The sequence below is a fragment of the Streptomyces sp. NPDC090442 genome (assembly GCF_044769405.1).
Lineage (GTDB): Bacteria > Actinomycetota > Actinomycetes > Streptomycetales > Streptomycetaceae > Streptomyces.
The window spans coordinates 1-26,770 of record NZ_JBIVXW010000076.1 but is presented as its reverse complement, the minus strand read 5'-3'; the positions used below and the strand labels follow the sequence as shown (position 1 = coordinate 26,770).

Annotated in this window: 24 protein-coding genes and 1 pseudogene; 11 read left to right on the top strand and 14 right to left on the bottom strand. The window is 74.3% G+C overall.

What is annotated here, in order from left to right; all coding sequences use genetic code 11:
- Positions 1-35: 35 nt before the first annotated feature.
- The gene (locus tag ACIQU6_RS36435; RefSeq protein ID WP_403486021.1) at positions 36-1,139 is read right to left on the bottom strand and encodes an NAD(P)H-dependent flavin oxidoreductase; all 1,104 of its coding nucleotides are present in this window, start codon (positions 1,137-1,139) and stop codon (positions 36-38) included.
- Between the two features lie 81 nt (positions 1,140-1,220).
- Positions 1,221-2,783: a phytoene desaturase family protein gene (locus tag ACIQU6_RS36430; protein WP_403486020.1), complete on the bottom strand. Its 1,563-nt coding sequence runs from the start codon at positions 2,781-2,783 to the stop codon at positions 1,221-1,223.
- A 192-nt stretch (positions 2,784-2,975) separates the two neighbouring features.
- Here ACIQU6_RS36430 and ACIQU6_RS36425 point away from each other — a divergent pair, with 192 nt between their 5' ends.
- On the top strand, positions 2,976-4,274 hold the full coding sequence (locus ACIQU6_RS36425) for a glycoside hydrolase family 27 protein (protein WP_403486019.1): 1,299 nt from the start codon (positions 2,976-2,978) through the stop codon (positions 4,272-4,274).
- A 51-nt stretch (positions 4,275-4,325) separates the two neighbouring features.
- Here ACIQU6_RS36425 and ACIQU6_RS36420 read toward each other — a convergent pair whose 3' ends face one another.
- From ACIQU6_RS36420 to ACIQU6_RS36395, 6 genes are all read right to left on the bottom strand, one after another.
- A complete protein-coding gene (locus ACIQU6_RS36420; protein ID WP_403486018.1) occupies positions 4,326-6,314 on the bottom strand; it encodes a tetratricopeptide repeat protein in 1,989 nt (662 codons plus the stop codon).
- Between the two features lie 27 nt (positions 6,315-6,341).
- A complete protein-coding gene (locus tag ACIQU6_RS36415; protein WP_403486017.1) occupies positions 6,342-7,259 on the bottom strand; it encodes an oxygenase MpaB family protein in 918 nt (305 codons plus the stop codon).
- Positions 7,260-7,278: 19 nt separating this feature from the next.
- A complete protein-coding gene (locus ACIQU6_RS36410) occupies positions 7,279-8,478 on the bottom strand; it encodes an acyl-CoA dehydrogenase family protein (RefSeq protein ID WP_403486016.1) in 1,200 nt (399 codons plus the stop codon).
- Between the two features lie 211 nt (positions 8,479-8,689).
- The gene (locus tag ACIQU6_RS36405; RefSeq protein ID WP_403486015.1) at positions 8,690-9,202 is read right to left on the bottom strand and encodes an SH3 domain-containing protein; all 513 of its coding nucleotides are present in this window, start codon (positions 9,200-9,202) and stop codon (positions 8,690-8,692) included.
- Positions 9,203-9,389: 187 nt separating this feature from the next.
- The gene (locus ACIQU6_RS36400; protein WP_403486014.1) at positions 9,390-10,154 is read right to left on the bottom strand and encodes a VOC family protein; all 765 of its coding nucleotides are present in this window, start codon (positions 10,152-10,154) and stop codon (positions 9,390-9,392) included.
- Between the two features lie 102 nt (positions 10,155-10,256).
- Entirely contained in the window at positions 10,257-11,432 is a 1,176-nt protein-coding gene (locus ACIQU6_RS36395) for an FAD-dependent oxidoreductase (RefSeq protein WP_403486013.1), read from the bottom strand.
- A gap of 477 nt (positions 11,433-11,909) precedes the next feature.
- Between ACIQU6_RS36395 and ACIQU6_RS36390 the strand changes: the two genes are divergently transcribed.
- The 3 genes from ACIQU6_RS36390 (at position 11,910) to ACIQU6_RS36380 (ending at position 13,702) form a co-directional block, all read left to right on the top strand.
- A complete protein-coding gene (locus ACIQU6_RS36390; RefSeq protein WP_403486012.1) occupies positions 11,910-12,092 on the top strand; it encodes a hypothetical protein in 183 nt (60 codons plus the stop codon).
- A 157-nt stretch (positions 12,093-12,249) separates the two neighbouring features.
- Positions 12,250-12,486: a DUF5133 domain-containing protein gene (locus ACIQU6_RS36385; RefSeq protein ID WP_403486011.1), complete on the top strand. Its 237-nt coding sequence runs from the start codon at positions 12,250-12,252 to the stop codon at positions 12,484-12,486.
- A gap of 100 nt (positions 12,487-12,586) precedes the next feature.
- Positions 12,587-13,702, top strand: coding sequence for a Ku protein (locus tag ACIQU6_RS36380; protein WP_403486010.1), 1,116 nt, complete (start codon positions 12,587-12,589; stop codon positions 13,700-13,702).
- Positions 13,703-13,728: 26 nt separating this feature from the next.
- On the opposite strand, the gene ACIQU6_RS36375 is transcribed toward ACIQU6_RS36380, so the two are convergent.
- Positions 13,729-15,336: an alpha/beta hydrolase gene (locus ACIQU6_RS36375; protein WP_403486009.1), complete on the bottom strand. Its 1,608-nt coding sequence runs from the start codon at positions 15,334-15,336 to the stop codon at positions 13,729-13,731.
- Positions 15,337-15,513: 177 nt separating this feature from the next.
- Between ACIQU6_RS36375 and ACIQU6_RS36370 the strand changes: the two genes are divergently transcribed.
- Both ACIQU6_RS36370 and ACIQU6_RS36365 read left to right on the top strand, forming a co-directional pair.
- Positions 15,514-15,966, top strand: coding sequence for a DNA-binding protein (locus ACIQU6_RS36370; protein WP_403486008.1), 453 nt, complete (start codon positions 15,514-15,516; stop codon positions 15,964-15,966).
- Positions 15,967-15,969: 3 nt separating this feature from the next.
- Positions 15,970-16,896, top strand: coding sequence for a GNAT family N-acetyltransferase (locus tag ACIQU6_RS36365; RefSeq protein ID WP_403486007.1), 927 nt, complete (start codon positions 15,970-15,972; stop codon positions 16,894-16,896).
- An 86-nt stretch (positions 16,897-16,982) separates the two neighbouring features.
- On the opposite strand, the gene ACIQU6_RS36360 is transcribed toward ACIQU6_RS36365, so the two are convergent.
- Positions 16,983-17,930: a LysR family transcriptional regulator gene (locus tag ACIQU6_RS36360; RefSeq protein ID WP_403486006.1), complete on the bottom strand. Its 948-nt coding sequence runs from the start codon at positions 17,928-17,930 to the stop codon at positions 16,983-16,985.
- Positions 17,931-18,285: 355 nt separating this feature from the next.
- Between ACIQU6_RS36360 and dnaE the strand changes: the two genes are divergently transcribed.
- Both dnaE and ACIQU6_RS36350 read left to right on the top strand, forming a co-directional pair.
- Positions 18,286-21,882: a DNA polymerase III subunit alpha gene (gene dnaE, locus ACIQU6_RS36355; protein WP_403486005.1), complete on the top strand. Its 3,597-nt coding sequence runs from the start codon at positions 18,286-18,288 to the stop codon at positions 21,880-21,882.
- Complete coding sequence (locus tag ACIQU6_RS36350; RefSeq protein ID WP_403486004.1) at positions 21,879-22,283, top strand: DUF6300 family protein; 405 nt, start codon at positions 21,879-21,881, stop codon at positions 22,281-22,283. The genes dnaE and ACIQU6_RS36350 overlap by 4 nt, the downstream gene beginning before the upstream one ends.
- Before the next feature lie 161 nt (positions 22,284-22,444).
- Here the strand turns inward: ACIQU6_RS36350 and ACIQU6_RS36345 are convergent, their stop codons facing one another.
- Positions 22,445-22,762, bottom strand: coding sequence for a hypothetical protein (locus tag ACIQU6_RS36345; protein ID WP_403486003.1), 318 nt, complete (start codon positions 22,760-22,762; stop codon positions 22,445-22,447).
- A 325-nt stretch (positions 22,763-23,087) separates the two neighbouring features.
- On the opposite strand from ACIQU6_RS36345, the gene ACIQU6_RS36340 reads away from it, so the two are divergent.
- The 3 genes from ACIQU6_RS36340 to ACIQU6_RS36330 are packed head-to-tail and all read left to right on the top strand — an operon-like array spanning position 23,088 to position 24,759.
- Positions 23,088-23,852, top strand: coding sequence for a 2OG-Fe(II) oxygenase (locus ACIQU6_RS36340; protein ID WP_403486002.1), 765 nt, complete (start codon positions 23,088-23,090; stop codon positions 23,850-23,852).
- Positions 23,849-24,178, top strand: a complete 330-nt coding sequence (locus tag ACIQU6_RS36335; RefSeq protein WP_403486001.1) for an Ada metal-binding domain-containing protein — start codon at positions 23,849-23,851, stop codon at positions 24,176-24,178. Before ACIQU6_RS36340 ends, ACIQU6_RS36335 begins: the two co-directional genes overlap by 4 nt.
- Entirely contained in the window at positions 24,178-24,759 is a 582-nt protein-coding gene (locus tag ACIQU6_RS36330) for a hypothetical protein (protein ID WP_403486000.1), read from the top strand. The genes ACIQU6_RS36335 and ACIQU6_RS36330 overlap by 1 nt, the downstream gene beginning before the upstream one ends.
- Positions 24,760-24,796: 37 nt before the next feature.
- On the opposite strand, the gene ACIQU6_RS36325 is transcribed toward ACIQU6_RS36330, so the two are convergent.
- The 3 genes and pseudogenes from ACIQU6_RS36325 to ACIQU6_RS36315 form a co-directional block, all read right to left on the bottom strand.
- Entirely contained in the window at positions 24,797-25,021 is a 225-nt protein-coding gene (locus tag ACIQU6_RS36325; RefSeq protein WP_403486037.1) for a hypothetical protein, read from the bottom strand.
- 10 nt (positions 25,022-25,031) lie between these two features.
- A pseudogene (locus ACIQU6_RS36320) lies at positions 25,032-25,468 on the bottom strand (response regulator transcription factor); the annotation flags it as partial.
- Positions 25,469-25,590: 122 nt separating this feature from the next.
- Positions 25,591-26,511, bottom strand: a complete 921-nt coding sequence (locus ACIQU6_RS36315) for an SGNH/GDSL hydrolase family protein (RefSeq protein ID WP_403485999.1) — start codon at positions 26,509-26,511, stop codon at positions 25,591-25,593.
- Positions 26,512-26,770: the final 259 nt, after the last annotated feature.

Below are 26,770 nucleotides of genomic sequence, written 5' to 3'. Positions count from 1 at the left end.
GGTCGGGTCCTCTCAGGCGTTGGCGGGTCGGCGGCTCAGGCGCGGCCGGCGATCCGGTCGATGCGGTCGACGGCCCGCTCGAAGCCGCGGGTGAGGTCGTCGAAGACGGCCCGCACGCTGCGTTCACTGGTCATCCGGCCGACGATCTGGCCGACCGGGGTGCCGAGCAGCGGCTCGACCTCGTGCCGCTGGATGCGGGAGTTGGCCTCGGCGACCAACAGGCCCTGGAGCGGCATCGGGAGGGTGCCGGGGCCCTCGGGGTCGTCCCAGGCGTCGGTCCAGGCGGTGCGGAGCTGTCGGGCGGGCTTGCCGGTCAGGGCGCGGGAGCGGACGGTGTCGCCGGGTCCGGCGGCGAGCAGCTTCGCGGTCAGCCGCCGGGAGTGCAGATCGGCCTCCTCGGTGGTGAGCCAGATCGAGCCGAGCCAGACGCCCTGGGCGCCCAGGGCGAGCCCGGCGGCGATCTGCTCGCCGGTGCCGATCCCGCCGGCGGCCAGCACCGGCAACGGGTCGACGGCCGCGACCACTTCGGGGGTGAGCACCATGGTGGCGATCTCCCCGGTGTGCCCGCCGGCCTCGTACCCCTGGGCCACCACGATGTCGATCCCGGCGGCCTTGTGGTGCCGGGCGTGCCGCGGGCTGCCGGCCAGCGCGGCGACCCGGACGCCGTGCGCGTGGGCGCGCTCGACGATGTCAGCCGGCGGGGAGCCCAGCGCGTTGGCGAGCAGCCGGATCGGGTAGTCGAAGGCGACGTCGAGCTGGGTGCGGGCCACCTGCTCCATCCACCCGGTGATCCGCCACCCGGACGGCTCCCCCGCCGGCAGCGGCGGCACGTCGTACTTGGCCAACACCTCCTCGACGTACCGGCGGTGCTCCGGCGGGATCATCGCCTCCACGTCGGCCTCGGTGACGCCCTCCACCTTCGTGGCGGGCATCACCACGTCCAGCCCGTAGGGCAGCCCGTCGGTGTGCTCCTGCATCCAGTCCAGATCGCGGGCCAGTTCACCGGGCGCGGTGTAGCGGACCGCGCCGAGCACCCCGAACCCGCCGGCCCGGGTGATCGCCGCGGCGACCGCCGGAAACGGCGTGAACCCGAAGACGGCGTGCTCGACTCCCAGCGCGTTGCTCAACTCCGTCTGCATGGGCGCAGGATGCCGCACCCCACCGCACGAGGGAAGAGACTTTCTGACGCTACGTCAGAATTCCGTGCGGGGCCGCGCCCCTCACCCCTCCTCCAGCACCGCCCTCGCCGCGTTGTGCCCCGGGATGCCGCTGACGCCACCGCCGCGGAGCGCGCCGGCGCCGCAGAGCAGGATGGCGGGGTGGTCGGTGGCGACGCCCCAACGGGCCGCGGGGGTGGCCGGCGTCTCGGAGTCGTCGGCGTACGGGAAGGCCAGCTCGCGGTGGAAGATGTTGCCGCCGGGCAGGCCGAGTTCGCGGTCGAGGTCGAGCGGGGTGCGGGCCTCGATGCAGGGGCGGCCGTCGGCGTCGTGGGCCAGGCAGTCGGCTAGCGGTTCGGCGAGGTGCGCGTCGAGTTGGGCGAGGGTGGCGGCCAACAGCCGGTCGCGGGTGGCGTCGTGGTCGGTGGCGAAGAGCCGGGCGGGGGCGTGCAGTCCGAAGAGGGTGAGCGTGTGGTAGCCCGCGCGGACCAGGTCGGCACCGAGGATGGAGGGGTCGGTCAGCGAGTGGCAGTAGATCTCCGAGGGCGGGGCGGCGGGCAGGTGGCCGGCCGCGGCCTCCCGGTGGGCGGTCTCCAACTGGCCGTAGCCCTCGGCGACGTGGAAGGTGCCGGAGAACGCCTCACGGGGGTCCACGTGCGGGTCGCGGAGCCGCGGCAGGCGGGTGAGCAGCATGTTGACCTTGAGCTGGGCGCCCTCGGCGGGCGGCGGCGCCTGCTCGCCGAGGAGCGCGGCCAGTTCCCGCGGGGCGGCGTTGACCAGCACCCGGCGGGCGCCGATCGGGCCGCCCTCGGCGGTGCTGACCTCCGCGGTCCGGCCGTCGGTGGCCAGCCCGGTGACCGGGCAGCCGGTGACGATCTCCGCGCCGGCCCGGCGGGCGGCGTCGGTGAGCGCGTCGGTGAGCGCGCCCATGCCGCCGAGCGGGACGTCCCAGTCGCCGGTGCCGCCGCCGATGACGTGGTAGAGGAAGCAGCGGTTCTGACGGAGCGTGGGGTCGTGGGCGGTGGCGAAGGTGCCGATCAGCCCGTCGGTGAGGACCACGCCGCGCACCAGGTCGTCGCGGAAGGTGGCCTCGATCAACTCGCCCAGGGGACGTGCGAAGAGGGCGTGCCAGGTGGCGTCGTCGTCGATCCGGGCGCGCAGCGCGGAGCGGGTGGGCAGCGGCTCGGTGAGGGTGGGGAAGACCCGCTCGGCGAGCCGGCGGGTGGTGCCGTAGAACTCCTGCCAGGCGGTGAACTCGCGGTCGGAGCCGGTCAGTTCGGCGAACGAGGCCCGGGTGCGGGCCTCCCCGCCGCCGACCAGCAGGCCGGCGGGGCGGCCGTCGCGCGCGGTCGGGGTGTAGGAGGAGACGGTGCGCTTGCGGACCGCGAAGCGCAACCCGAGGTCCTGCACGATCTTCGGCGGGAGCAGGCTGACGAGGTAGGAGTAGCGCGACAACCGGGCGTCCGTCCCGGCGAACGCCCGGGTGGAGACGGCGGCGCCGCCGGTGTGGTCCAGCCGCTCCAGGAGCAGCACGCTGCGGCCCGCGCGGGCGAGGTAGGCGGCGGCCACCAGTCCGTTGTGCCCGCCGCCGACGATGACGACGTCATAGGAAGTCCGTTCCGGCATGCCCCTTGGTAGCACGCGGGATCGATGGCCGCCAGGGAAGCGCCCGGGGGCAGCGGAATGAATCATCTGTTCCGATCGGTGCGGCTTCTTGACCAGCACGCACGGCGCTTCTAGCGTCCCGGCGTGCGCCGCCCTGGAACCGTTCACCCGGCCGTACACCACGGCCGCCCCACCCACCACGTGAGGTGACTCGTGTCCCATCCGTCGGCATCCCGTATCGGCCGCACCCTCACCGGACTCACCGCCGTCGCCGCCTGCTCGGCGGCGTTGCTCCCCACCACCGCCACCGCCGACCCCGTCCACGCCCCGGGCGCCCAACTCGCGTCCGGTTACCCCAATCTCGCCCCGACGCCCCCGATGGGCTGGAACAACTGGTCCTACTACCAATGCGGCGGCCTCAACGAGAAGGTGGTCCTGGACAACGCCCGGGCACTGGTGCGCAAGGGACTGGCGCACCAGGGCTACCGCACCGTCACTGTCGACGACTGCTGGATGACCAAGCAGCGCGGCCCCAAGGGCGAACTGGTCCCCGACCGGACGAAGTTCCCGCACGGCATGGGCTACGTCGGCCAGGAACTCCACAAGATGGGGCTGAAGTTCGGCATCTACGAGGACGTCGGCACGCTGACCTGCGGCAAGTACCCGGGCAGCCTGGGCCACTTCGCGCAGGACGCCCGACTGTTCGCGAGCTGGGGGGTGGACTATCTCAAGGCCGACGGCTGCAACGTGCCGGTCGCCAAGGGGCAGAGCAAGGAGCGGGCCTTCCACGACCTCTACGCACAGCAGAGCCGGGCGCTGCGGGCCACCGGGCGGCCGATCACCTTCTCCGTCTCCGCACCCGCCTACTTCCAGTTCTCCGGTGACGCGGTCTGGCACCGGGTCATCAAGTGGTCGGCGCAGTTGGGCAATCTGTGGCGGGGCGGCGCGGACATCGCGGTGCAGCAGAGCACCTCGGCCGCGAAGTGGAAGTCCATCCAGGGCAACTTCCGCTACAACGCCAACCTCGCCGACCTCCAGCGCCCCGGCCGCTGGAACGACCCCGACTTCCTGCTGGTCGGCGACCCGGGGCTGCCGCGGAACGAGATGCAGAGCCAGATGTCGCTGTGGGCGGTGATGGCCGCGCCGCTGATCTCCAGCACCGACCTCGGCAGGCTCTCCCCGCAGGCGCAGGCGATCCTCGGCAACCGCGAGGTGATCGCGGTCGACCAGGACCCGCTGGGCGTCCAGGGCCACATCGTGCAGCAGGACGGCGACGCGGCCGTGCTCAGCAAACCGCTGCGCAACGGCGATCGGGCGATCGCGCTGTTCAACGGGGGCAGCACCGCCCGCACGCTGTCCCTCACGGCGTCCTCGGCCGGCCTGCCGGCGGCGAGCTCCTACCGGCTGCGCGACCTGGTGACCGGCCGGAGCGGGCGGACCGCCCGGACCATCGTCGCCCGGGACGTCCCGCCGCACGCCACGGTCCTCTACCGGGTCCGGGCGGAACGCTGACCCCCGCACGGCCCCAACGGCCCGGCGCGTCCGGGCCGTTGGGGCCGTGCACTACCGCCGGCGTCCGGCGCGCTCCCGGCGCAGCACCGCGATCCGGCGGTAGAGGGCGGCCGCCTCGTCCGTGCGGCCCAGCCGCTCCAGGCACTGGGCCTCCTCTCCGCGGCTGGCCAGCGCGTCGAGATGGGCCGCGCCCAGGCTCCGTTCGCGGGCGTCGGCCACCGCGCGGTAGGCGTCCAGCGCCTCGGCCCAGCGGCCGAGCCGGCCCAGCGCCACGGCGACCTCCCGGCGGCTGGCGAGGGTGTCGGGGTGGTCGCCGCCCAGTACCCGGGCGCGGGCCGCGGCGACCTCACGGGCCTCGGCCAGCGCCTCCGTCCAGCGGTCCAGCCGCCCGTAGTTGACGCCCAGGCCGTGCCGGGTGCGCAGGGTCTCGGGGTCGTCGGGGCCCTGGGCGCGGGTCCGGGCGGCGATCAGCTCGCGGTAGTGGGCCAGCGCCTCCGCGCTGCGGCCGAGCCGGCCCAGGGCAACCCCGGTCTCGTAACGGGCGGCGAGGGTGTCGGGATGGTCGGGTCCGAGCGCGACGGCACGCCCCGCGGCCACCCCCTGGTAGGCCGTCAACGCCTCCGGCCACCGCCCCAACCGGCCGGCCACGCAGGCCAGTTCCCAACGGGTGGTGAGGGTGTCGGGGTGCTGGGCACCGAGCACCCGGGTACGCGCCTCGGCGACGTCCCGGGCGGCGCTCCGGCCCTCCTCCAGCCGGCCCAGTCGGCACAGGCCGACCGCGACGTGGTGGCGACAGCCGAGGGTGTCGGGGTGGTCGGGGCCGAGCAGCCGCTCCCGGCCGGCCAGCACCTCGCCGTAGCGCTCCTGCGCCTCGAAGTGGCGGCCGGCGCGGGCCAGCGCGTGGCCCAGCGCCAACCGCTCGGCCAGCGAGGCGAGCAGGGCGTGGTGGTCGACGGGCGGCGCGGGCCGGTCCGGGCCGAGGGCCGGCGACGCCTCGCCGCGCAGCGGGTCGCGGGCGACGGTCCAGGCGTCGGTGAGGATCGCGGCCGCGGTCTCCGCCAGGGTGCGGCGGGGCGGCCGGAGGCCGGCGGACGGGGCGCCGGCGGTGATCCCGCGGGCCCAGGACGGCAGCCGCGGGGCCGGGACCGTCAGGTCGTCCGGCTCGCGGTCGGTGCCGCGGTGGGCGCGCCGGTGGCGGGCGTCGGCGAGGCGCTTGGCCAGTTCGTCGGCGTCCCGGGGCCGGTCGTCCGGCTCCTTGGCGAGCAGGTCGAGGATGATCTGCTGGTACTCCTCGGGGAGGTCGGGCCGGACCGTGCGCGGCGGGGCGGGCGGGGTGTCCCGGTGGCCGACCAGCACCGCCCAGGCGTCGCCCTGGGCGAACGGCGGGGCGCCGGTGGCGATTTCGTAGAGCACGCAGCCGAGCGAGTACAGGTCGCTGCGGTGGTCGACGGTGCCGCCGCCGATCTGCTCGGGCGACATGTAGTGCGGGCTGCCCATGGCGACGCCGGAGCCGGTCAGCCGGGCGGTGAAGCCGATGTCGTGACCGAGGCGGGCGATACCGAAGTCACAGATTTTGACCGTGCCGTCGGCGATCCGCACGATGTTGGCCGGCTTCAGGTCGCGGTGCACCACGGCCTGTTCGTGGGTGTAGGCGAGCGCCGCGGCGATCTGCTCGGCGATCTCGACCAGGTCCGGGACGGGCAGCGGCTGACGCCGGTTGTCGTCCAGGAGTTGACTGAGGTTACGGCCGTTGAGCAGCTCCATGACGATGAAGAGGATGCCGTCGTCCTCGCCGAAGTCGTGCACGACGGTGATGCCGCGGTGCTGGAGCGCCGCGGCCACCCGGGCCTCGCGTCGGAAGCGCTCCCGCAGCACCCGTAGGAAGCCCGCTTCCTGGCGCTGTCCCATGGGCTTGAGGCACTTGACGGCGACCTGGCGGCCCAGCGCCTCGTCCCGGGCCCGCCACACCTCCCCCATTCCGCCGCGTCCGATGGTGTCGAGCAGCCGGTATCGCTCCCGGACGAGCCTGTGCTCCGCCATTCCTCTCGCCGCCCCCCGCTCCCACGTTCAGCCGCGTGGATCCCCCGGTGTGTCCTGCCCGTCCAGTATGGCGGCGGAGTCGCGCAGCTTGAAGGTTCCCGGCCGCGTGCCGGGCCCGAGCCTGGCCACGGCCCGTAGGACGTGTCGCGGCGGGAGCTGCCAACGGACGGTGGGCGGCACCGCCCGCAGCAGCCGGCCGGCGGTGCGCAGTCGGCGGGCGGCGGTGGCGGGCGGGGGCGCCGGCCGGCCGTACAGACGGTGCGCGTAGCCGGGCAGCGCCGCGTACGCCAGCCCCGTCACCGGCCGCCAGAGCAGGGCGCGGGCCGGGACGAGCGGGGCGGCGACCGGCGGGCGCCGCAGGAAGGCGTCGACCTGGCGTGCCTCGGGGGTGAGCGCCAACTGCGGCCGGACCCGGGCGAAGTAGGCGTCGAGCGCGGCCCGGTCGCCGGGGACGGTGTCCGGGTCGAGGCCGACGAGGCGGGCGGCGGTGCGCTGTTCGTCGAGGTAGCGGTCGGCCTGCCGGTCGGTGAGCGGGTAGCCGGAGCGGCGCAGCACCTGGAGGTAGGAGTCCACCTCGGCGCAGTGCACCCAGCGCAGCAGCTCCGGTTCGTCGATCCGGTAGCGGGCGCCGCCGGCCGGGTCGGTGGCGGTCAGCCGGCGGTGCCGGGCGCGGACCGCGGAGCCGGCCCGTTCGGCGGCGTCGGTGGTGCCGTAGCTGAGCGTGCCGACGAAGTCGGCGGTGCGCATCAGCCGGCCCCAGGCGTCGCGCCGGCCGCGCTCGTTCGGTTGGAAGGCGGCGGAGTTCTGCAGCACGCCGCGGACCGCGCGCGGGTGCAGCGCCTGGAGGTAGAGCGCCCGGACACCCGCGATCCACATCATCGGGTCGGCGTGCAGTTGCCAGGTCACCGAACGGGGACCGAACAGGCCGGGGTCGCCCGCCGTCACCGGGCCTCCCGTAAGCCGGTCACCGTCGCACCCGCGGCATGCCGAGGCCGATCCAGGAGATGATCTCGCGCTGGATCTCGTTGTTGCCGCCGCCGAAGGTGAAGATGACGGCGGAGCGGTAGCCGCGCTCCAGTTCGCCGCGGAGCACCGCGCCCGCCGAGCCCTCGGTGAACGGCCCGGTGGCGCCGGCCACTTCGAGCAGCCAGGCGTAGGCGTCCCGGCGGGCCTCGGAGCCGTAGACCTTGACCGCCGAGGCGTCCTGCGGGGTGAGCGTGCCGTTCTGGAGGGCGTCCACCATGCGCCAGTTGAGCAGCTTCATGGCCTCCAGCCGGGCGTGGGTGCGGGCCAGCCGGCCGCGCACCCAGCCGAGGTCGATGACCCGGCGGCCGTCGGTCAACTTGGTGCCGGCGGCCCACCGTTGGACGTCGTGGAACGCCCGGATGGCCATGGTGCCGTGCGCGGCGAGGGTGACGCGCTCGTGGTTGAGCTGGTTGGTGATGATCCGCCAGCCCTGGTTCTCCCGGCCGACGCGGCGGGAGGCGGGGACGGTGATGTTCTCGTAGTAGCTGGCGGTGGTGTCGTGCGAGGCAAGCGTGTTGATCACGGTGCAGGAGTAGCCGGGGTCGCTGGTGGGGACCAGGAGCATGGTGATGCCCTTGTGGGGCGGAACACCCTCCTCGACGGGGGCGGTGCGGACGGCAAGCCAGACCCAGTCGGCGGTGTCGCCGTTGGTGGTCCAGATCTTCTGGCCGTTGACGACGTAGCGCCCGCTCTCCTCGTCGCCCTCGCGCACCGCGCGGGTCCTGAGGGCCGCCAGGTCGGTGCCGGCGTCCGGTTCGCTGTAGCCGATGGCGAAGTCGAGCTCGCCGGAGAGGATCCGGGGCAGGAAGTACGCCTTCTGCTCGTCGGTGCCGAACCGCATCAGGGTCGGGCCGACGGTGTTCAGCGCCATGAGCGGCAGCGGCACCCCGGCCTGCGCGGCCTCGTCGAAGAAGATGAACTGCTCCATGGGGGTCAGCCCGCGCCCGCCGTACTCCTTGGGCCAGCCGACGCCCAGCCAGCCGTCGGCGCCGAGCCGGCGCACCGTCTCGCGGTAGAAGCGCTTCTGGGCGGCCGGGTCGGCGTACCGGACGTGGGCGTCGTCCGGCACCAACGCGCCGAAGTACGTGCGCAGTTCGGCGCGCAGCCGCTGCTGTTCCGGGGTGTATTCCAGGTGCACGGCCCCTCCACCAGTCGTCCGGTCCGGTCCTCCGGTCGTCGGGGCCGCCGACTCTCTGACGGCCCGTCGGATTCCGGGGTCGGGGGGCACAGTAGAACGCGTTCCAGTAATTCGGAAGGGCGGCGACCGTCCGGACGCCGGTGCGCGAAGGGCCCGGCGCGGCCCCGGACGGGCCTGCGCCGGGCCCGTTGCGGACCTCCGGCGGGCGGGCTCAGCCGGCGTGCTTGGCGGCGTCGCTCGGCTTGACGCGGTTGGGCCGACCGTCGTTGCAGTACTTGACGAAGCCGGTGTTCGCCACGTGCTTGGCCGAGATCCAGGTGCGCCGGCTCCCCCGGATCAGGTACCAGACGTCGTTGCCGCGGATGTTCTGGGCACGGACCTTGCAGACCAGGTAGACCCGGGTGCCGTTGCGGAAGTAGCCCTGCGACGCGGAGTCCGTGCTGGGGTACTCGCGCTCGTTCATCCCGCGGCCCGCGCTGACGGTGCCGTAGGCCGAGCCCGGACCGGTCTGCGGCCGGACGCCCTGGACCTGCGGCTGAAAGCTGTCGGCCTGCGGCTGGGGGATGTTGATCTGCGGCTGGGGCCCCCTGGGCTGGGGGTGGGGCTTCGCCTGGGCCGGAGCCGCTACGAGCAGCGTCGCCCCCAGAGCGACAGCCGTGGTGAGTGCGCCCGCACCGGCTGCGAGCTTCTTGCCTCGGGCCACGAGGTTGTCGGTCGTGGACATAGGGGTCTCCTGTTCTTGACGCGCAAAGGCTTGACGCGCAATGCCACCCATTGGCGCATTGCGGACATTACGCGCAAACCCCCCAAGAAATGTGGTGAAACGACGACTTGGCGGCCGATCGTGTGAGGCCGTGTGGGGCCGGTGGCCGAAGGAAATCACCCGTCCCCCGGCGCGCCGGTGCGGGCGGTCAACCCTCGGTACCCGCCTGGTGGATGCCGAAGACGGCGCCCTGCGGGTCGCGCACCATCGCGATCCGCGGCCCGTCCGGCACGTCCGTCGGCGCCATCAGCAGCGCGCCCCCGGACTCGGCGGCCCGCGCCGCCGTGCCGTCCACGGACTCGACCGCGAAGTACGGCAGCCAGTGCGGCCGGACGTCCTCCCGGTCGCGCGCCTCCACGGTGCTCATCCCGCCGAAGTCGGCGCCGCCGATGCCCCATTGGGCATAGGCGCCGTGGGATCTGACGGTCCATCCGAAGACCCGGGTGTAGAAGGAGACCGCGGACTCGGCGTCGCCGGTGGCCAGTTCCACCCAGCCGAGCGAGCCGGGCTCGTTGAGCAGCTCGGCGCCGGCGAAGGGGCCGGCCTGCCAGAGCGCGAAGGCCGCGCCCGCCGGATCGGCCAGCACCGCGAAGCGGCCGAGGTCGGGGACGTCCCGCGGGGGCACCAGAACCTTGCCGCCGGCGTCGGTGGCGGCCGCGGCCAGCGCCTCGGCGTCGCGGGTGGCGAACGTGACGGTCCAGGCGGTCTGTTGGCCGGGGGCGTAGAGCGGGGTCGCGGCGGCGACCCGGGCGTCGCCCGCGGAGAAGAGCGTGTAGCCCTCGGCCTCGGCACCCGAGGCGGTCGCGGCGTGCCAGCCGAAGACCTGGCGGTAGTACACCGCGGCCGAGGCCACGTCCGAGGTGCCCAGCTCCACCCAGCACGGGGCGCCGGGCGTGGGCTCGGTGATCTTCACGCGCTGCTCCGTCCCTCTGCGGCGGGGCCGGCGCGGCCCCGGTTCGTGCTGCCGATCGTCCGACGGCCGGATACCGCCCGCAAGCCGGCGACGGCGGGCGGGTCAGGACCCGTGCGGGTGCAGATGACGGCGGCGGAACAGGCGGTGGGTGGGGCGCGGGGCGTCCGGGGCGAGGGCGGCGTCCAGGTCGGCCGCGGCGGTCTGGGCGGCCGCCGCGGAGCGGGGGAAGAGGTCCGCCTCGTAGGCGCGGACCGCGTGGTCCGGGTCGGTCTGCCAGGTGTGCGCCTCGACCAGGTGCCGGGCGAGCTCGCAGCCGTCCTGGAGGGCCAGGTCGGCGCCCGGGCCGGAGAGCGGCGTCATCAGGTGGGCGGCGTCGCCCAGCAGCGTCAGGCCGAGGGCGTGCGGCCAGGTGTGCGGCACCGGCAGCGCGAACAGCGGGCGGTTGACGAACCCGTCGTCGCTGTCCCCGAGGAGGGCGCGCAGCCGGTCGTGCCAGCCGTCGAAGGCGGCCAGCAGGGCGGATCGGACCGCCTCGGTGTCGGTGGTGCGCACGCCGGCCGTCCGCGCCCAGTCCTCGGCGCCGCGGAAGGCCGCGTAGACCCGGACCCGGCCGTGGGCGTCGCGCCGGGCGATCAGCCCCTTGCCGCCGGACAGCGCCATCATGGTGCCGCGGCCGACCAGTTGGGCGGCGTCCGGGTGGCGCGCGTCGACGTCGTCGAGCCCGGTCTCGACGAAGGTGACGCCGGAGTAGTGCGGGGTGGCGTCGGACAGCCCCGGCCGGACCCGGGACCAGCTTCCGTCGGCGCCGATGACCAGGTCGAAGGTGGCGGTCTCGCCGTCGTCGAAGACCGCTTGGTGGCGGCCGCCGCCGCGCGGGTGCAGGGTCCGCAGGTAACGGCCCCAGCGGACGGTGCCGGGCGCGAGGGAGTCCACCAGGAGCCGGCGCAGGGCGCGCCGGGCGATCTCGGGGCGCTCCTGCGTCGTGCCGGGCTCCGGGGCTTCGCAGTGCAGCACCGCGCCGGTGTGGTCGAGCAGCCGCGCCTCCAGTCCGGCGGGGTGGGCCAGCGCCCGGAACTCCTGCTCCAGGCCGGCCGCGCGCAGCGCCGCCCGCCCGGTCGCCGCCCGGAGCTCCAGGGGGCCGTCCGGCACCGACCCGACCGGGCCGAGGTCCCGCTCGTAGACGGTGACCGGCACGCCGTGGCGCTGGAGCACCCGGGCGCAGACCAGCCCGCCCGGACCCGCCCCGATGATCGCGATGTGGAAGGTGCTGGCGGGCATGGCGCGGCGCTCCTAGGGTGCTCCTCGGTCCGCGGTCCGTCCCCGGTACCGGGACCGCCCTCGCTACCAGAGGAGCACAGCCGCCCCGAAAGTGCGATCGGGCCGGTGGGCGGGCCGGAAGGGTCCGGTGCGGGAGCCAATGCCGCAGGACCAACGAACCCTCCGACAAGGGCTGTTGACGCGGCCCGCCGTGGCGAGCACCCCGGGTGCCGTCGACCGGATCACGCGCGCGGCCCGGCGGCGGGGCGCCCCGCCGAGGAACACCGGAGGTGGTCGCCATGGCGGTCCTCACAGCGGTCGCCGCAAGGGTCGTCGCGGCGTCGACGGGGGCGTCGGGGATCCGGGGACGGGGCGGCGGCGAGTCGCGTCGCCACCGTCGACGGTGGCGGTGGCGGGCCGCGACGGCCGGTTCACGTCGGAGGGCGGCGGGCCCCGGACCGGCGGAGGATGGAACCACCAGGAGGGAGGGTCGCCAGGATGACGACGGAATGGACGGGCAACGGGCCGGCGCCCGTGCCGAGTACACCGCGACCGGTGCCCCGCGATCCGGGACCGCTCGACCCCGACCGGGAGCCGGCGGCGGAGCCCGAGCCGGAGCCCGGGGAGTCGCCCGGCACCCGGCCCGACGAGCACCCGACCCCCACGGAACCGCCCGACTGAAGACCTCCCGGCACCGACCGCGGCCGGGCCCGCCGGCCGTCCGGTTGCAGCGCCCGCACGCCCGGCGCAAGGTGGAGCCACTCCGGTTCCGGGCGCGCTCTCGACGCGCCGGTCGGCCGCCCGGGTACGCCGGGCCGACGTCGGGAGAAGACGGAAAATGTTGCTTCCGGACAAGTCCGTGCTCGCCTCGCTGCTGCGGCGCTACCGCGTCTGCGAACGGGTGGTGCTCGCCGATCCGCACGACCCGGTGGCCCGGCGGCAGTTGGAGGACCTGGCGTACACGCTGTGCGTGCTGATGGGCCGGCGGAACGTCCACGAGGCGATCATCGAGGGCGAGCGCTACCTCGCCGAGGGCCGGACCGTGCCCCGCACCGCCGAACGGCACCACGGCTAGGACCCGCCCGCTCCGCCCCGGCGGAGCGGTCCGGGAGGTGGGCGCGGGGCCGGCCTCCTAGCATGGAACGGCATCGCACCGCACCACGAAGGCGGCCCCCATGCGCCCCACCGCGAAGTTCTCCCTCAGCTTCGGCCTGGTCACGATCCCGGTGGCCGCGTACAACGCCACGGACAGCTCCGCCTCGGTCAGCTTCGTGCGGATCCACACCGCGGACGGCGGACGGGTCCGCAACCAGCCGGTCTGCTCCCTGGAGGGCACCGAGGTCTCCCCCGACGAGATCGGCCGCGGCTACCGCACCGAGGACGACACCGTCGTCCCGTTGACCGACGAGGACCTGGACGCGCTGCCGCTGCCCACGGCCAGGACCCTGACCATCCTCGCCTTCGTCGCCGGCGGCGACATCGACCCGCTCCAGCTCGGCAAGGGCTACTACCTCGGCGTCGACGGGCCCGCGGCGGCCAAGCCCTACGCCCTGCTGCGGGACGCCATGGAGCGGCACCAGCGGGTGGGGCTCGGCAAGATCGCGCTGCACGGGCGGGAGTCCCTGGCGATGATCCGGCCGATGGGCGACCTGCTGGTGATGCAGGTGCTGCTGTGGCCGCACCAGATCCGCCCGATGACCGGGGTGCTCCCGGAGCGGGAGGTGAAGGTCGCCGCCAACGAGGTGCGGGCCGCGGAGACGCTGATGGACTCGTTCGGCGAGCTGTCCGAGGAGGACGTGCACGACCACTACCGGGAGGCGCTGGAGGAGATCGTGGCGGCCAAACTGGCGCACCGCGAGCCGGAGTTCGAGGCCGGCGGGGAGCCGCCAGCGGGTCAGGTGATGGACCTGATGACCGCCCTCCAGGACAGCGTACGGGCCGCGAAGCGGGCGCGCGGCGAGACCGACGAGGAGGGCGGGGCGGGCGGCGGCTCCGGGCCGTCCGGCCGCTCCGCGACGAAGACCGCGGCCCGGAAGGCCACCGCCGGTCGCGCCGCCACGGGCCGCGGCCCGGCGAAGAAGGCGACCACCCCAGCGACCACCCCAGCGACCGCCACGAAGACGACCGCCGCGAAGCAGGCCGCCCCGAGGAAAGCGACCGCGAAGAGGGCGGCCACGGAGGGCGCTTCCACTGCGGGGCGGAAGGCGGCCGCCGACAGGGGTTCCGGGGCGAAGAAGACGGCGGGTGCGGCCCGGAAGACGACCGCCGGCCGCGGGCGGAAGGCGGGCTGAACCGCCCTCGTTCCCGGGCGTGCCGGTCAGCGGCAACCCGTGCCGCCCGCCGGCAGCACCCCGTCCAGCAGGAACGCGTCCACCCTCGCCAGCACGCACGGGTTGCCGGAGGTGTACGCGGCGTGCCCCTCGCCGTGGTACGTCAGCACCACGCTGCCGTTGCCCAGCGCCCGGGCCATGTGCGCGGCGCCGTCGTACGGTGTGGCGGGGTCGCCGGTGGTGGCGACGAGCAGGGCGGGCGGCGCGTCGTGGGCGGCCACCTCCCGGGCGGCGTCGTCGCCCGGGACCGGCCAGCCGTAGCAGTCCAGCAGGGTCGGGGCGATGTCGGGGCCGAACAGCGGGGACGCCTGGGTGAGTTCGCGCTGGGCGCGGGGGTAGTCGGCGGGGCCGTAGCGCTCGGAGGTGTCCCGGCAACTGATCGCCCGCAGGGCCAGTTGGTCCTGCGGCGGCATGTTCACCGTCGCGCTGCGCCCGGGGAGCGCGCCACCGTACGAGCCGCGCCCCTTCGCGCCGCTGCCGCCGCTACCGCCACTGCTGCCTCCGCTTCCGGTGCCGCTGAGTTGGAGGATCCCGGAGGCGTCGCCGGCGCGGAGTTGGGTCAGCGCGTCCCGGAGGGCGGGCCAACTGGCCCGACTGTAGAGGGACTCCCGCAGGGCGTAGACGTAGGCCGTCCCGTCGACCGTGGTGCCGTGCACCTGGAGCGGGCGGTCGGTCAACGTGTGGTACCAGTCGGTGAGTTGGCGCCGGGCGGCGTCGGGGTCGGCGCCGAGGGGGCAGCCCTTGATACGGACGCAGTCGGCGGCGAAGTCGTCGAGCACCCGCTGGAAGCCGCGGGCCTGGGCGACGGCGGTCTGCCAGGTGTTGGCGGTCGGGTCCTCGACGGCGTCCAGGACGAGCCGGCCGGCGTTGCGGGGGAAGGTGTGGGCGTAGACCGAGCCGAGCCGGGTGCCGTAGGAGAAGCCGAGGTAGTTGAGCCTGCGGTCGCCGACGGCGGAGCGCAGGAGGTCCATGTCGCGGGCGACGCTGACGGTGCCGACGTACGGCAGCAGCGCGCCGGAGTAGCGGCCGCACGCCTCGTTGATGCGGCGCTCGTTGGCGGCGAGGGCGTCCGCGCCGCTGCCGCCGACCGGCGTGTAGCCGGTGCCGCAGGAGATCGGGTCGGTGTGGCCGGTGCCGCGCGGGTCGAAGCTCACCAGGTCGTAGCGCTGCCCGAGGTGCGCGAAGGCATCGCTGTTGCTCATGAGGTAGTTGACGCCCGAATCGCCGGGGCCGCCGGGGTTGATGACCAGTGAGCCGAGCCGCTCTCCGGGGCCGGTCGCGGGCAGCCGGACCAGTTGGACGCGCAGGGTGCCGCGGTCCGGGTGGGCGTAGTCGAGCGGGACCTCCAGCCGGGCGCACTGGAACCGGTGGGCCGCGCCGGACGGTGGTGCGGAGCCGCCCGGGGACGCGGCGGTGTCGGGGAAGCCCGCGGGGCAGGTCTGCCAGTCGGGCCGCTGCGCGGCGAAGCGCGTGAGGTGGGGGCCGCCGTCGGACGGCCCCTGGGCGGCGGCCGGCAGCGGGGCCGGGACACCCACCAGGGCGCCGGTCAGCACGCTCGCCGCCAGCACCGCGAGGGTTCCGCGAACACCCGGCATACCCCGAGGGTAGGACCCCACCCCCGGGGCGGCGACCCGGCCGGGAACGGGCAGGGAACAGGCCGCGACCAGGCCGGGAGCGGGCCCAAGTCGCCGTTGAACACACCTCTCATCATTGAACACTTCGTTTACAACATTCCCTTGACAGCGGATGGTGTCGCCCCGCATCCTGACGCCATGTCATCGACGTCAGAGCAGTCAGCCTCGTCCACCGATCCCTTCACTCCCCCGGATCCCGGGCAGGCGCGGGCACATCGGGCCGCAGCCTCGCTGTTCCGGATCGCCGAGCGGCACGCCGGCAGCGACGAGCAGCGCCGGCGCCAGGTCCACCCGGCCGTGCTCGGTCCCCACGAGGCCGTCCGGCTGGTGTCGTTCCTGCTCAGCGGGGCGGCCCAACTCCACGACGGGGAGCCGGAGGTGGACCAGGCCGACGTGACCGCCGCGCTCAGCCTGGTGCCGCTGGTGCGCGGGGAGATGGACGAACTGGAGGCCGGGCTGCTCCAGATGGCGCGCGGGCGCGGGATGACCTGGCAGGAGATCTCCTTCGGCCTCGGGCTCGGCACCCCGCAGGCCGCCCGCCAGCGCTACGAGCGCCTGGTCGGCCGCACCGCCGACCCGTCGGCGGACTGAGCGGTGCCGGATCCACTGCCGGCGCTGCCCGCCGGCTACCAGGGCCGGCCGGCGAGCGCCGGCGACATCGACGCCCTGCACGCCCTGGTCACGGAGTGCGAACGCGCGCTGCACGGCCGGGCGCAGACCGACCCCGGCGGCATCGCGGCCGACCTCAACCGACCCGGCCTGATACCGGAGTGGGACACTCTGGTGGTCCACCGGGCGGGACGGCTGGCCGCCCGGGCCTGGGTGAACCGGCGGTCCGAGGTGGACGTGCATCCCGCGCACCGGGGCCGCGGGCTGGGGGCCGCGCTGCTGGACTGGACCGAGGCGCGGGCCCGGCGGGCGGGGAGCGAGGCGCTCGTGCAGACCGTGCCGGACGCCGACCGGCCCGCCGTGGCGCTGCTGCGCTCCCGCGACTACCAACCGCTGGTCACGGCTTGGGAGTTGACGTACGCGATGGCCGAGGAGCCGGCGGTCCCCGGGCCCCCGGCGGGCGTCACGGTCCGGCCGTTCGGCTCCGGGGACGCGCGGGCGGCGCACCGACTGGTCGAGGACGCGTTCGCCGAGTGGCAGCCGCGCCGCCGGTCCTACGAGGAGTGGGCCCGGCACACCGTCGACCGGCCGGCCTTCGCCGCCGACTGTTCGGCGGTGGCGCTGGTCGACGACCAACTGGTCGGCGCCGTCCTCGCGTTGGACCTGCCGGACGCGGACGGCGGCTATCTCGAACAGGTCGCCGTCCGCCGCGACCACCGCAACCGGGGCATCGCCCGGCTGCTGCTGCGCCAGGCGTTCCGCGCCTTCCACCGGCACGGCCGACGGAGCTGCGCGCTGTGGACCCACTCGGACACCGGCGCGCTCGACCTCTACCTACGGGTGGGCATGACGGTCAGTCAGAGCTCCACGGTCTTCCGGAAGGAGCTCGGGCGGAAGGGGCCGGTCCGGTAGGGGCTCGTGCCGTGGGCGCGCATCCGCACGGCGTCCGACGGGAGGCGCCGCGCGACCGCTGAGACGCGCCGCCACCCTCCCGTCGGCTACTCCGGCGGCGCGGTCGACTCCGCCCAACTGGGCAGCCACAGCTCGCCGTCGGGCCGCTTCGGGTGCAGTCCGGCGAGGTGGTCGCGGAGCGCGGCGAGCCCGGGATGCGGGTTGTCGGCGCGCCAGACCAGGGAGTGCGGGTACACCGGGATCGGGTCGCGCAACGGGATCCGCCGCAGATCGTGGCCGGCGGGCCAGACCAGCGGGGTCCGTTCGCCGAAGATGCTCACCAGCGTCGTGGAGTCCGCGATGGCGTCGAGGAGGGCCTCCACGCCGAAGTTGGGCCCGATGGTGTCGACGGTCAGGCCGAACGCGGCGGCGAGGTCGTCGTAGTAGGCGCCCCACTCCGTACCGGGGGCGTTGCCGGGCATCCAGATGCGGTGGCCCGTGAGGTCGGGCAGGGCGACCGACGGGGCGGTGGCGAACTCGTGGGCCGGCCCGACGCACAACTGGAGCGGCTCGTCGAACACCGGCACCGACCGGACGTCGTCGGGAAGTTGCCGGCCCGGCATGGTGACGGCCCGGAAGGCGGCGTCGATCGCCCCGCTGTGCACGGCGGCGACGGCCTCGTCGGCGTCGAAGAGCGTGACGACGTCGAGAGCCGTCCCCGGGTGGGCGCGGTGGAAGGCGCGCAGCAGTCCGGCCGGGGCGACCCGCCGGCCGATCACATCGACGCGCAGGGCGCGGCTGCCGGGCCGGACGGAGGCGGCGGCCCGCTCCTCGGCCCGGAGCAGGGCGCGGGCGTGCGGCAGGAACGCCTGCCCGTCGATGGTGAGGCCGGCGCCGCGCGCGGTGCGGGTGAACAGCCGCACCCCGAGCTCCGCCTCCAGGGCGCCGACGCGCTTGGAGACGGCCTGCTGGGTCAGCGAGAGGTCCACGGCGGCCTTCTGGAACTGGCCCGTCTCCGCGACCGCGACGAAGGTGCGCACGGCGTTGAGGTCCACGGCGCCCACCCTAGCGCCACAGCGGATGGTTGTGGCTCGTCGGGCCGTTGGTTGTTTGATCTGCCGGGCCGGTGCTCGCTTTGATGGCGGTCGTCAACGGGGCTCCCGGGCCGGACGGCGGCAAGTTGCGCGCATGTGCTGGTCAGATGGGTGTCGGGGCGGTGGTGGGCGGGGCGCGGAGCAGGTACCCCGTCCTCGTCGGTGCGCGGTGGCATGGCGACGGCATGCACAACGTGTGGTTGTTCACAAGATCGACATCGCCCCCGCTCCCCGTTGCGCAGACGGCCATCCCTGAGGCCCGCACCACGGTTCCGGCCGGGTGGGGCCGCCCACTCGTCCCGGAGGTGACGCAGTCGTGCCGGATTCCTTCGTGCATCTGCACAACCACACCGAATACTCGATGCTGGACGGCGCGCAGAAGCTGCGGCCGATGTTCGGCGAGGTCGCCCGGCAGGGGATGCCGGCGATCGCCATGAGCGACCACGGCAACATGTTCGGCGCCCACGAATTCCAGCAGGTCGCACGGGACTTCGAGGGGATCACGCCGATCATCGGCATCGAGGCGTATGTGGCGCCCTCCTCGCGGTTCGCCCGGAAGCAGGAGTTCTGGGGGCCGGGCGGCCGGCGCGCGGTGAGCGACGACGGCGAGGGGTCCAAGGACGTCTCCGGCGGCGGCCGCTTCACCCACATGACGATGTGGGCACGGGACGTTCAGGGGCTGCGGAACCTCTTCTGGCTCTCCACGCAGGCCAGTTACCAGGGCCAGTTCCCGGCCGGCAAGCCGCGGATGGACCGGGAGCTGATCGCGCAGCGGCCCGAGGGGATCATCGCCACCACCGGCTGCCCCTCGGGCGAGATCCAGACCCGGCTGCGGCTGGACCAGTACGCGGAGGCGAGGGCGGCCGCCGGCGCGTACCAGGAGGTCTTCGGGCGGGAGAACTACTTCCTGGAGCTGATGGACCACGGACTGGACATCGAGCGCACCGTCCGGGCCGATCTGCTGCGGCTGGCCCAGGAGTTGGCGATCCCGCTGCTGGCCACCAACGACGCGCACTACGTCACCGAGGACCAGGCCGACGCCCACGACAACCTGCTGTGCATCGGCGTCGGCAAGAACAAGAACGACCCGGGGCGCTTCCGCTTCAACGGCTCCGGCTACTACCTGAAGTCCGCCGCCGAGATGCGCCGCCTCTTCGCGGAGCTCCCGGAAGCCTGCGACAACACCCTGGCCGTCGCCGAGCGCATCGAGTCCTACGACGCGGTCTTCGACTACGCCGACGAGATGCCGCGCTTCCCGGACGTACCCGAGGGCGAGACCCAGGAGTCGTGGCTGCGCAAGGAGGTCCTCAAGGGGCTGGTGATGCGCTATGGCGAACCGGTCCCACGGAACGTGCTGGAGCGGTTCGAGACCGAGATGGCGGTCATCGGCCCGATGGGCTTCAGCGCGTACTTCCTGGTCGTGGCGGACATCTGCCGGCACGCCCGGGAGAACCGGATCCCGATCGGCCCGGGCCGCGGCTCGGCCACCGGCTCGCTGGTCGCCTACGCCACCCGCATCACCGAGCTGTGCCCCCTGGAGCACGGCCTGCTCTTCGAGCGCTTCCTGAACCCGGAGCGGATCAACCCCCCGGACGTCGACCTCGACTTCGACGACCGGCAGCGCGACCGGATGGTCCGCTACGTGACCGAGAAGTACGGCGACGCGTTCACCGCGCTGGTCAACACCTTCGGCAGGATCAAGGCCAAGAACGCGATCAAGGACTCCTCGCGCATCCTGGGCTTCCCCTACTCGCACGGCGAGCGGATCACCAAGGCGCTCCCGCCGGACCAGAACGGCACGTCCGCCCCGCTGGACGCGGTGTTCGACCCGTCCCACCCCAGGTACGCCGAGGCCGGCGCGATCCGGCAGCTCTACGAGGCCGAGGCGGAGGTGCGGCAGGTGATCGACACCGCCCGCGGGGTGGAGGGGCTGACCCGCGGCACCGGCGTGCACGCGGCCGCGGTGATCCTGTCCAAGACCCCGTTGACCGACCGCATCCCGCTGCACATGCGGGCCGCGGACGGCGCGCGGATCACCGGGTTCGACTACCCGTCGTGCGAGGCGATGGGCCTGATCAAGATGGACTTCCTGGGGCTGCGGAACCTCGGGGTCATCGACCACGCCATCGCGAACATCCGCGAGAACCGGGGCGTCGGGCTGGCCACCGTCGACCCCATGGACGGCGACCCGGCGACCGTGCTGATCCCGCTGGACGACGCCAGGACCTACCAACTGCTCGCCGAGGGCAACACGTTCGGCGTCTTCCAGCTCGACGGCGGCGGCATGCGGGCCCTGCTCAAGCTCATGGCCCCCACCCGCTTCGAGGACATCGCGGCGGCCAACGCCCTCTACCGTCCCGGCCCGATGGCCGCCAACGCGCACACCAACTACGCCCTGCGGCAGAACGGCAAGCAGGTCCCCACCCCGATCCACCCGGAGCTCAAGGAGGCCCTGGAGCCGATCCTGGGCTCCACCCACCACCTGCTCATCTTCCAGGAGCAGATCATGGCCATCGCCCGGCAGTTGGCCGGCTACACCCTGGGCGGGGCGGACATGCTGCGCCGCGCGATGGGTAAGAAGAAACCGGAGGTGCTGGCCGCGGAGTGGGAGAAGTTCCACGGCGGCATGCGGGACAACGGCTTCTCCGACGAGGCGATCCGGGCTCTGTGGGACGTGATGCTGCCCTTCTCCGGCTACGCCTTCAACAAGTCCCACACCGCCGGCTACGGCCTGGTCTCGTACTGGACCGCCTACCTCAAGGCCAACTACCCGGCCGAGTACATGGCCGCCCTGCTCACCTCGGTCGGCGACGACAAGGACAAGGCCGCCGTCTACCTCGCCGACGCCCGCAAGAACGGCGTCCGGGTCCTCCAGCCCGATGTGAACGCCTCCGTCGCGGAGTTCACCGCCGTCGGCGACGACGTGCGCTTCGGGCTGCGGTCCGTCCGCAACGTCGGCGACGGCGTCATCGACGCGATCGTCGAGGCCCGCCGCCGGAAGGGGAGGTTCACCTCGTTCTCCGACTTCCTGGCCAAGGTGGACCTGCCCGCGCTGAACAAGCGGGCCGTGGAGTCGCTGATCAAGGCGGGCGCCTTCGACTCGCTGGGCCACTCCCGCAAGGGCCTGACCGCCGTCCACGAGGACGCCGTCGACGCGGTCATCCCGGTGAAGAAGGCGGCCGGCTTCGGCCAGGACGACCTGTTCGCCGGCCTCGGCGGCGCGGGGGTAGACGGCCCCGCCTTCGGCCTGGACTTCCCCGTCGACGCGGCGGAGTGGCCGCGCCGCCAACTGCTCGCCACCGAGCGGGAGATGCTGGGCCTCTACGTCTCCGCCCACCCGCTGGACGGCGCCGAGCACCTCCTCGCCGCCGCCCGGGACTGCCCGGTCGCCGAACTGCTCGGCTCCGGCCGGACCACCGGCGACGTCCGACTGTCCGGGCTGATCACCGGCGTCCAGCGCAAGGTGACCAAACAGGGCAACGCCTGGGCCGTCGTCACCCTCGCGGACCGGGACGCCGCCGTCGAGGTGCTGTTCTTCCCCGCCTCCTACCCACTGGTGCAGCACGCGCTGGTCGAGGACACCGTCGTCACCGTCCAGGGCAGGATCGAGGACCGCGACGGCACCCTGAACGTCTTCGGCCGCGAACTGGGCGTCCTGGACGTCTCGTCGGCCGAGCACGGCGGGCGGCCGCCGGTGCGCCTGGCGTTCCCCGCGCACCGGATCAGCGAGCGCGGGGTGCGCGAGCTGCGGCGGATCCTCGGCGACCACCCGGGCGAGAGCCCGGTGCGGCTCAGCGTCCGCGGCGCCCGGCGGACCACCGTCTACGCGCTGGGCGCCACGGTGAACGCCGCCACGCTGGCCTCGGACGTGAAGGGCGCGTTCGGCGCCGAGGCGTGGGCGGGGCTGGCATGACGCCCGACACCGGCCGGCCGACGACCGTGACGCTGCGGCTGCCCGGCTCCGCTCCCCCGCCCTGCCCGCGCTGCCGCGCCCCGGTGCTGCTGGTGGCGCGCCATCCGCACTCCTGGCACAACCGGTCCGGGGCGCGCGTCGAGGGCCTGCGGGAGAGCGTGTTGTGCGGCGACTGCGACGCCGGGGACCCCGCGGCGGAGGGGTTGTTGGCGGTCGTGTCGGCGGTACTGGCGGAGGCCGGGGACGGCGCCGACGCGCCGGCCGCGGTCGCCTCCGAGGCGCTCGCCTCCGGCGCGTTCGCGGCGCACCTGGAGACCTGGCTGACGGCCGTGCGCCATCGGGCGCCGGACCCCGCCGCGTTGGCCGCGGAGGAGGCCCGGTGGCGGGCCGGAGAGCTCTAGGGCAAGGCGCCGGCCCGCCACCGCGCGACGGTGACGGGCCGGGGGGCGACGGCTGGCCGACGGGCCTAGGGCGCTTCTGACGGATCTCCGCGGCGTCGCGGCGTCTGGCACGCACGCACCAGACGCCGCTCCTTCCTCCACGGAGATCCGTCAGAAGCGCCCTAGCGGGGGTTGAAGACGACGCTGGCGAAGCGCGCGCCCGAGGGCGCCACCTTGCCCGGGGCGAGCTGCGTCTTCTGTCCCGTGCAGTGCTTGCCGGTGTAGACGGCCACCGGCTGCTTCAGCGCGTTGCGGGCCCCGCGGGCCTCCTGGCTCATGTCGAGGCACCGCTTGTCCGGCGGGTTCTGGAGCGAGTACGCCTTGCCGCCCGGTCCCAGCCAGGTGAACGTCCCGCTGGAGGCGAGCGCCGCGCCGGCGGGGAGGGCGAGGGTCAGGGCGAGCCCTCCGAGACCGACGGCTAGTGGACGGAACAGTCGCATGATGACGTGCCCTTCGTAGGAGGCGGGAACTACCGACGCCAGGACCAACGGCGGGCCGGCGGGAAGGAAACGGTTCGGCGGTCCGTTCAGGGGGCCGGTGCGGGGCCGTCCGTTTCGAGGGGGGCTCGCCCCACGGCACTCGGCGGCACGGCACGGCACGCCAGTGCGACGTCCGATTTCCGCCGGATTCCGGTGCCGGAAGGGAGCAGAGTGGGCCCCGAGACCAGAACCACTCCCGAGGGCCCGCCATGACCACGCACCGCACCGCGCACCACCGCCCCCCGGCCCGGCAGTCGGCCGCCGATCGGACACCGAGGAGGCACGGATGACCACCGACGCCGTCACCGACACCTCCGTCGACACCGCCGCCGACGCCGCCGTCGAGGGCGTCCGGCGGCGGGTGGCGGGGGCCGACTGGACCGCCGTGGCCCAGGAGTTGGACGAGCTCGGCTGCGCCCTCACCCCGCGGCTGCTCACGCCGGAGCAGTGCCGGGAGATCGCCGGCCTGTACGAGCGGACCGACGCCTTCCGCACGACGGTGGACATGGCCCGGTACCGCTTCGGCTCCGGCACCTACCGCTACTTCACCCACCAACTGCCGCCACTGGTAGCGGCGTTGCGCGCGGCCCTGTACCCGCCGCTGCTGGCCGTGGCCCGGGACTGGAGCGCGCGGCTGGACCGCCCGGCCCCCTGGCCCGACGACCTCGACGCCTGGCTGGCCGCGTGCCACGAGGCCGGGCAGGACCGCTCGGCGCAGATCCTGCTGCGCTACGAGCCGGGCGATTGGAACGCCCTGCACCGCGACGTCTTCGGGGAGATGGTCTTCCCCCTCCAGGTCGTCATCGGGCTGGACGCGTACGGCACGGACTACACCGGCGGCGAGTTCCTGCTCGTCGAGCAGCGCCCCCGGGCCCAGTCCCGGGGCACCACGGTGCCGCTGCCGCAGGGGCACGGGCTGGTGTTCACCACCCGGGACCGGCCGGTGCGCTCCAAGCGGGGCTGGTCCGCGGGCGCGATGCGGCACGGAGTGAGCACCCTGCGGTCGGGCCGCCGCCACGCGCTGGGCCTGGTCTTCCACGACGCGTCATGACGGCGGCACGCCAAAGCGGGTACCGGCTGGTGGGGGCCGACGGGCTGCCGTACTGCAGCCCGGTGCCCGGCACGCTCGGCGGGCACCGACGGGCCCGGCTGTACGGGCGGTTGGACTGCCCCTCGGCGCAACGGGCGCTGGCCCGCGGCGGATACGTCCGGGACCGGGTGTTCTTCGCCGACGAGGCCACCGCGCGCGCCGCCGGTTACCGGCCGTGCGCGGTGTGCCTGCCCGACGCCTACGCCCGGTGGAAGGCCGCCCGCGCCGGTACCGAGACCCGACCGGACGGCGGCGCCCACGAGCACCCCAGCCCCGGAGCCCCCTGATGGACCACCCCCGCCGCCCCGACGGGTTCCCCGACGTCGCCGACTCGCCCCGCTCCCCCCTCCTCGGCCCGGCCGAGCGCGCCGCCTACGGCGAGCTGCCGGCCCCCGCCCCGCACACCCCCGCCGAACTCGCCGCTCTCATGGGGCTGTTGACCGCGCCGCGGGCCCGGATCGGAAGCGTGGTGGTCGGGCACGGGCGGGACGCCGCTTCGGTGGCCTCGGCCGCGGCCCTCGCCGAAGCCTGGGAGGCCCGCGGCGGCGTCGTCCTGGCGGCGGTCGACTGGCCCGAGACGGCGGCCTCCTGGCTGCGCCCGGCCCGCCGGCTGACCGCCCAGCGCCCGGACGCCTGGGTGATCGCCGCGGCCCCGCACGGCTTCGTGCAGTTGGCCCGCCGGCTGCGGCACAGCACCGACTGGGACCCCGCCCGCAGCTACGCCTTCGCCGGGCTCCACGACCCCCGCGTCCCGGCCCTGGCCGGCCCCGGAACGCTCCACGGACTGCGCGGCGCGCTGCCCGACGGCGGCACCTGGGAGGTGCGCGGCGACTGGGTCGTCGGCTTCCCGGCGCGCGCCGAGGGGTGAGGCGAGTGCACCGGGGCCGCTACAAGCGGGACACCCGTCAGTCCCCGCCGAGGCGGCGCGCCCCGGTGGTCGCGAGGACGACGCACCTCAGGGCCGCGGCCACCGCAACCGTCATCGTCGGCTGCCCGGCGGCCGGTTCGCCGCGGTCGCGCAGCGCGCCCATGAAGTCGAAGAGCGGCAGCCCGTTGGCGACGGAATACCACAGCGGTACATAGACGGCCTGGAAGGGGCGGTGGGTGCGGCTGAGCGTGCCCAGGGCCATCGCCAGCGAGCGGATGAGCAGCGCCGGTGACGTGGTGCAGCAGCCGCGTCGTGATCTGCGGGCTGATCAGGCTGTCCCGGCCGTCGCCGCCCGCACCGCCTCGACCAGCAGCGCCGGCCCGGAACGCTTGAGGACGAACCCCGAGGCGCCGCACCGCAGCACGGGATGGACGTATGCGTCGAGATCGAAGGTGGTGACGATGACGACCCGGACCGGGTGTGGGAAGGCGGGATCGACCAGCCGACGGGTCACCTCCAGGCCGTCCATCCGCGGCATCCGGATGTCCACCGGCGCGACGTCCGGGGCGCGGGCGCGCGCCAGTTCCACGGCCTCCACGCCGTTCGTGGCCTCCCCGACCACCTCGATGTCGGCCTGGTCCGTCACGATGCGCCGCATGCCCCGACGCACCATCTCCTCATCGTCGGCGAGCAACAAACGAAGAGTCACGGTCGGGAATCCTGCCGCGTGTCGACGGGAACGGGCGGGCCGTTCCGCGCCCGACGCGGGGGCCGGGCTGGTGCCCGACCCCCGCGCCCGATGCGGCTACGCCGTACGTCGCGCTCTGTCGTTCAGTGGCCCAGTGTCGTCAACACCGCCTGTGCCATGGCCCGTTCGCCGGTGGCGTTGGAGTGCAGCGGCGCGGCGGGCGAGGTCGGCAACAGGCCCTCGATCCAGGGGGACGCGGAGCAGGCGTCGTGGCCCTTGGTCGGGCCGAAGGTGTCGACGTAGCTGGCGCCCGCGGCGGTGGCGGCCTTGGCCACCTTGGTGTTGAGTTCGCCGAGGACGGAGCGCAGGAAGCGGAGATCGCCGGTGGTGGCGGGCATCTTGCCCAGGCACCTCGTCGGGTCGTCGGGGAGCACGGCCGGGTAACCGACGACCACCACTTTGGCGTTGGGGGCCTTGGCGGACAGCTTGCGCAGGCCGTCGGTCAGCCGGGTCGCGGCGGAGTCGAGCCGCTTGTCGAGCGTGTCGCCGTAGAAGTTCCTGCACGGCGTGCCGAACGGGTTGGTGACGGACAGCCCGATGCAGGCGGCCACGACATCGACGAAGCCGACGTCGGAGGTGCCGAGGTCGTTGCCGCCGAGGGTGAGGGTGACCAGGGACGTGTCGGGTGTGACGGCGTCCAGTTGGGGGCCGTTGACGACGATCCCGACATCGGTCTGGCGCGTGGTGAGCGCGCTCACCTTGGCGCCGGCGCAGGTCCTGTCCGCGTACGAGGACGGGGTGAGGGCCGCGGCGACGAGGTGTCCGTAGTTGTGGTCGGAGCGCAGGCACAGGCCTGCGGACTGTCCGGGGACGCCGGCGCCGGCGGCGTAGGAGTCCCCCAGCGCCACGTACCTGCCGGTACCGGTCGGGGTCGCGGCGTGCGCGGAGGCCGGGAGGGCGGCCGTGGTGAGGGTCGAGGCGAGGAGCGCGGCGCCGGCCAGTAGGGACGGGGTGCGCTTGGTGCTCCTGGTGCGTGTCCTGCGGGGTGTGGCGGCTCTGGGCACGGTTCCTCCTTCGGGAGGCAGCACGGGGAAAACGGTCCGATACCGGCCGGTAACGTCCTCGTATCGTGGCGTTCGAAAACCTCAGGGGCCATGTGCCGACGCACAGCACCACACCCGCCCCTGTTGTCCCAGGGCACAACCGACCCCCGCCCCCGGACCGCCCTTTGTAACCTGCGGGAATGAGCCGCACCCCCGACGCACCCCCCGAAATCGCCCCCGTAGCGGCTTCGTTGCTGACCCGCTCCGAGGAACTGGGCAC

Coding starts and splice junctions, on each gene's coding strand:
- ACIQU6_RS36385 (WP_403486011.1), top strand. CDS start 12,250: ATGTTGCTTCCGGACAAGTCCGTGCTCGCCTCGCTGCTGCGGCGCTAC.
- ACIQU6_RS36420 (WP_403486018.1), bottom strand. CDS start 6,314: ATGGCGGAGCACAGGCTCGTCCGGGAGCGATACCGGCTGCTCGACACC.
- ACIQU6_RS36405 (WP_403486015.1), bottom strand. CDS start 9,202: ATGTCCACGACCGACAACCTCGTGGCCCGAGGCAAGAAGCTCGCAGCC.
- ACIQU6_RS36435 (WP_403486021.1), bottom strand. CDS start 1,139: ATGCAGACGGAGTTGAGCAACGCGCTGGGAGTCGAGCACGCCGTCTTC.
- ACIQU6_RS36430 (WP_403486020.1), bottom strand. CDS start 2,783: ATGCCGGAACGGACTTCCTATGACGTCGTCATCGTCGGCGGCGGGCAC.
- ACIQU6_RS36370 (WP_403486008.1), top strand. CDS start 15,514: ATGTCATCGACGTCAGAGCAGTCAGCCTCGTCCACCGATCCCTTCACT.
- ACIQU6_RS36380 (WP_403486010.1), top strand. CDS start 12,587: ATGCGCCCCACCGCGAAGTTCTCCCTCAGCTTCGGCCTGGTCACGATC.
- ACIQU6_RS36395 (WP_403486013.1), bottom strand. CDS start 11,432: ATGCCCGCCAGCACCTTCCACATCGCGATCATCGGGGCGGGTCCGGGC.
- ACIQU6_RS36375 (WP_403486009.1), bottom strand. CDS start 15,336: ATGCCGGGTGTTCGCGGAACCCTCGCGGTGCTGGCGGCGAGCGTGCTG.
- ACIQU6_RS36325 (WP_403486037.1), bottom strand. CDS start 25,021: ATGGCCCTGGGCACGCTCAGCCGCACCCACCGCCCCTTCCAGGCCGTC.
- ACIQU6_RS36340 (WP_403486002.1), top strand. CDS start 23,088: ATGACCACCGACGCCGTCACCGACACCTCCGTCGACACCGCCGCCGAC.
- ACIQU6_RS36350 (WP_403486004.1), top strand. CDS start 21,879: ATGACGCCCGACACCGGCCGGCCGACGACCGTGACGCTGCGGCTGCCC.
- ACIQU6_RS36335 (WP_403486001.1), top strand. CDS start 23,849: ATGACGGCGGCACGCCAAAGCGGGTACCGGCTGGTGGGGGCCGACGGG.
- ACIQU6_RS36345 (WP_403486003.1), bottom strand. CDS start 22,762: ATGCGACTGTTCCGTCCACTAGCCGTCGGTCTCGGAGGGCTCGCCCTG.
- ACIQU6_RS36330 (WP_403486000.1), top strand. CDS start 24,178: ATGGACCACCCCCGCCGCCCCGACGGGTTCCCCGACGTCGCCGACTCG.
- ACIQU6_RS36390 (WP_403486012.1), top strand. CDS start 11,910: ATGACGACGGAATGGACGGGCAACGGGCCGGCGCCCGTGCCGAGTACA.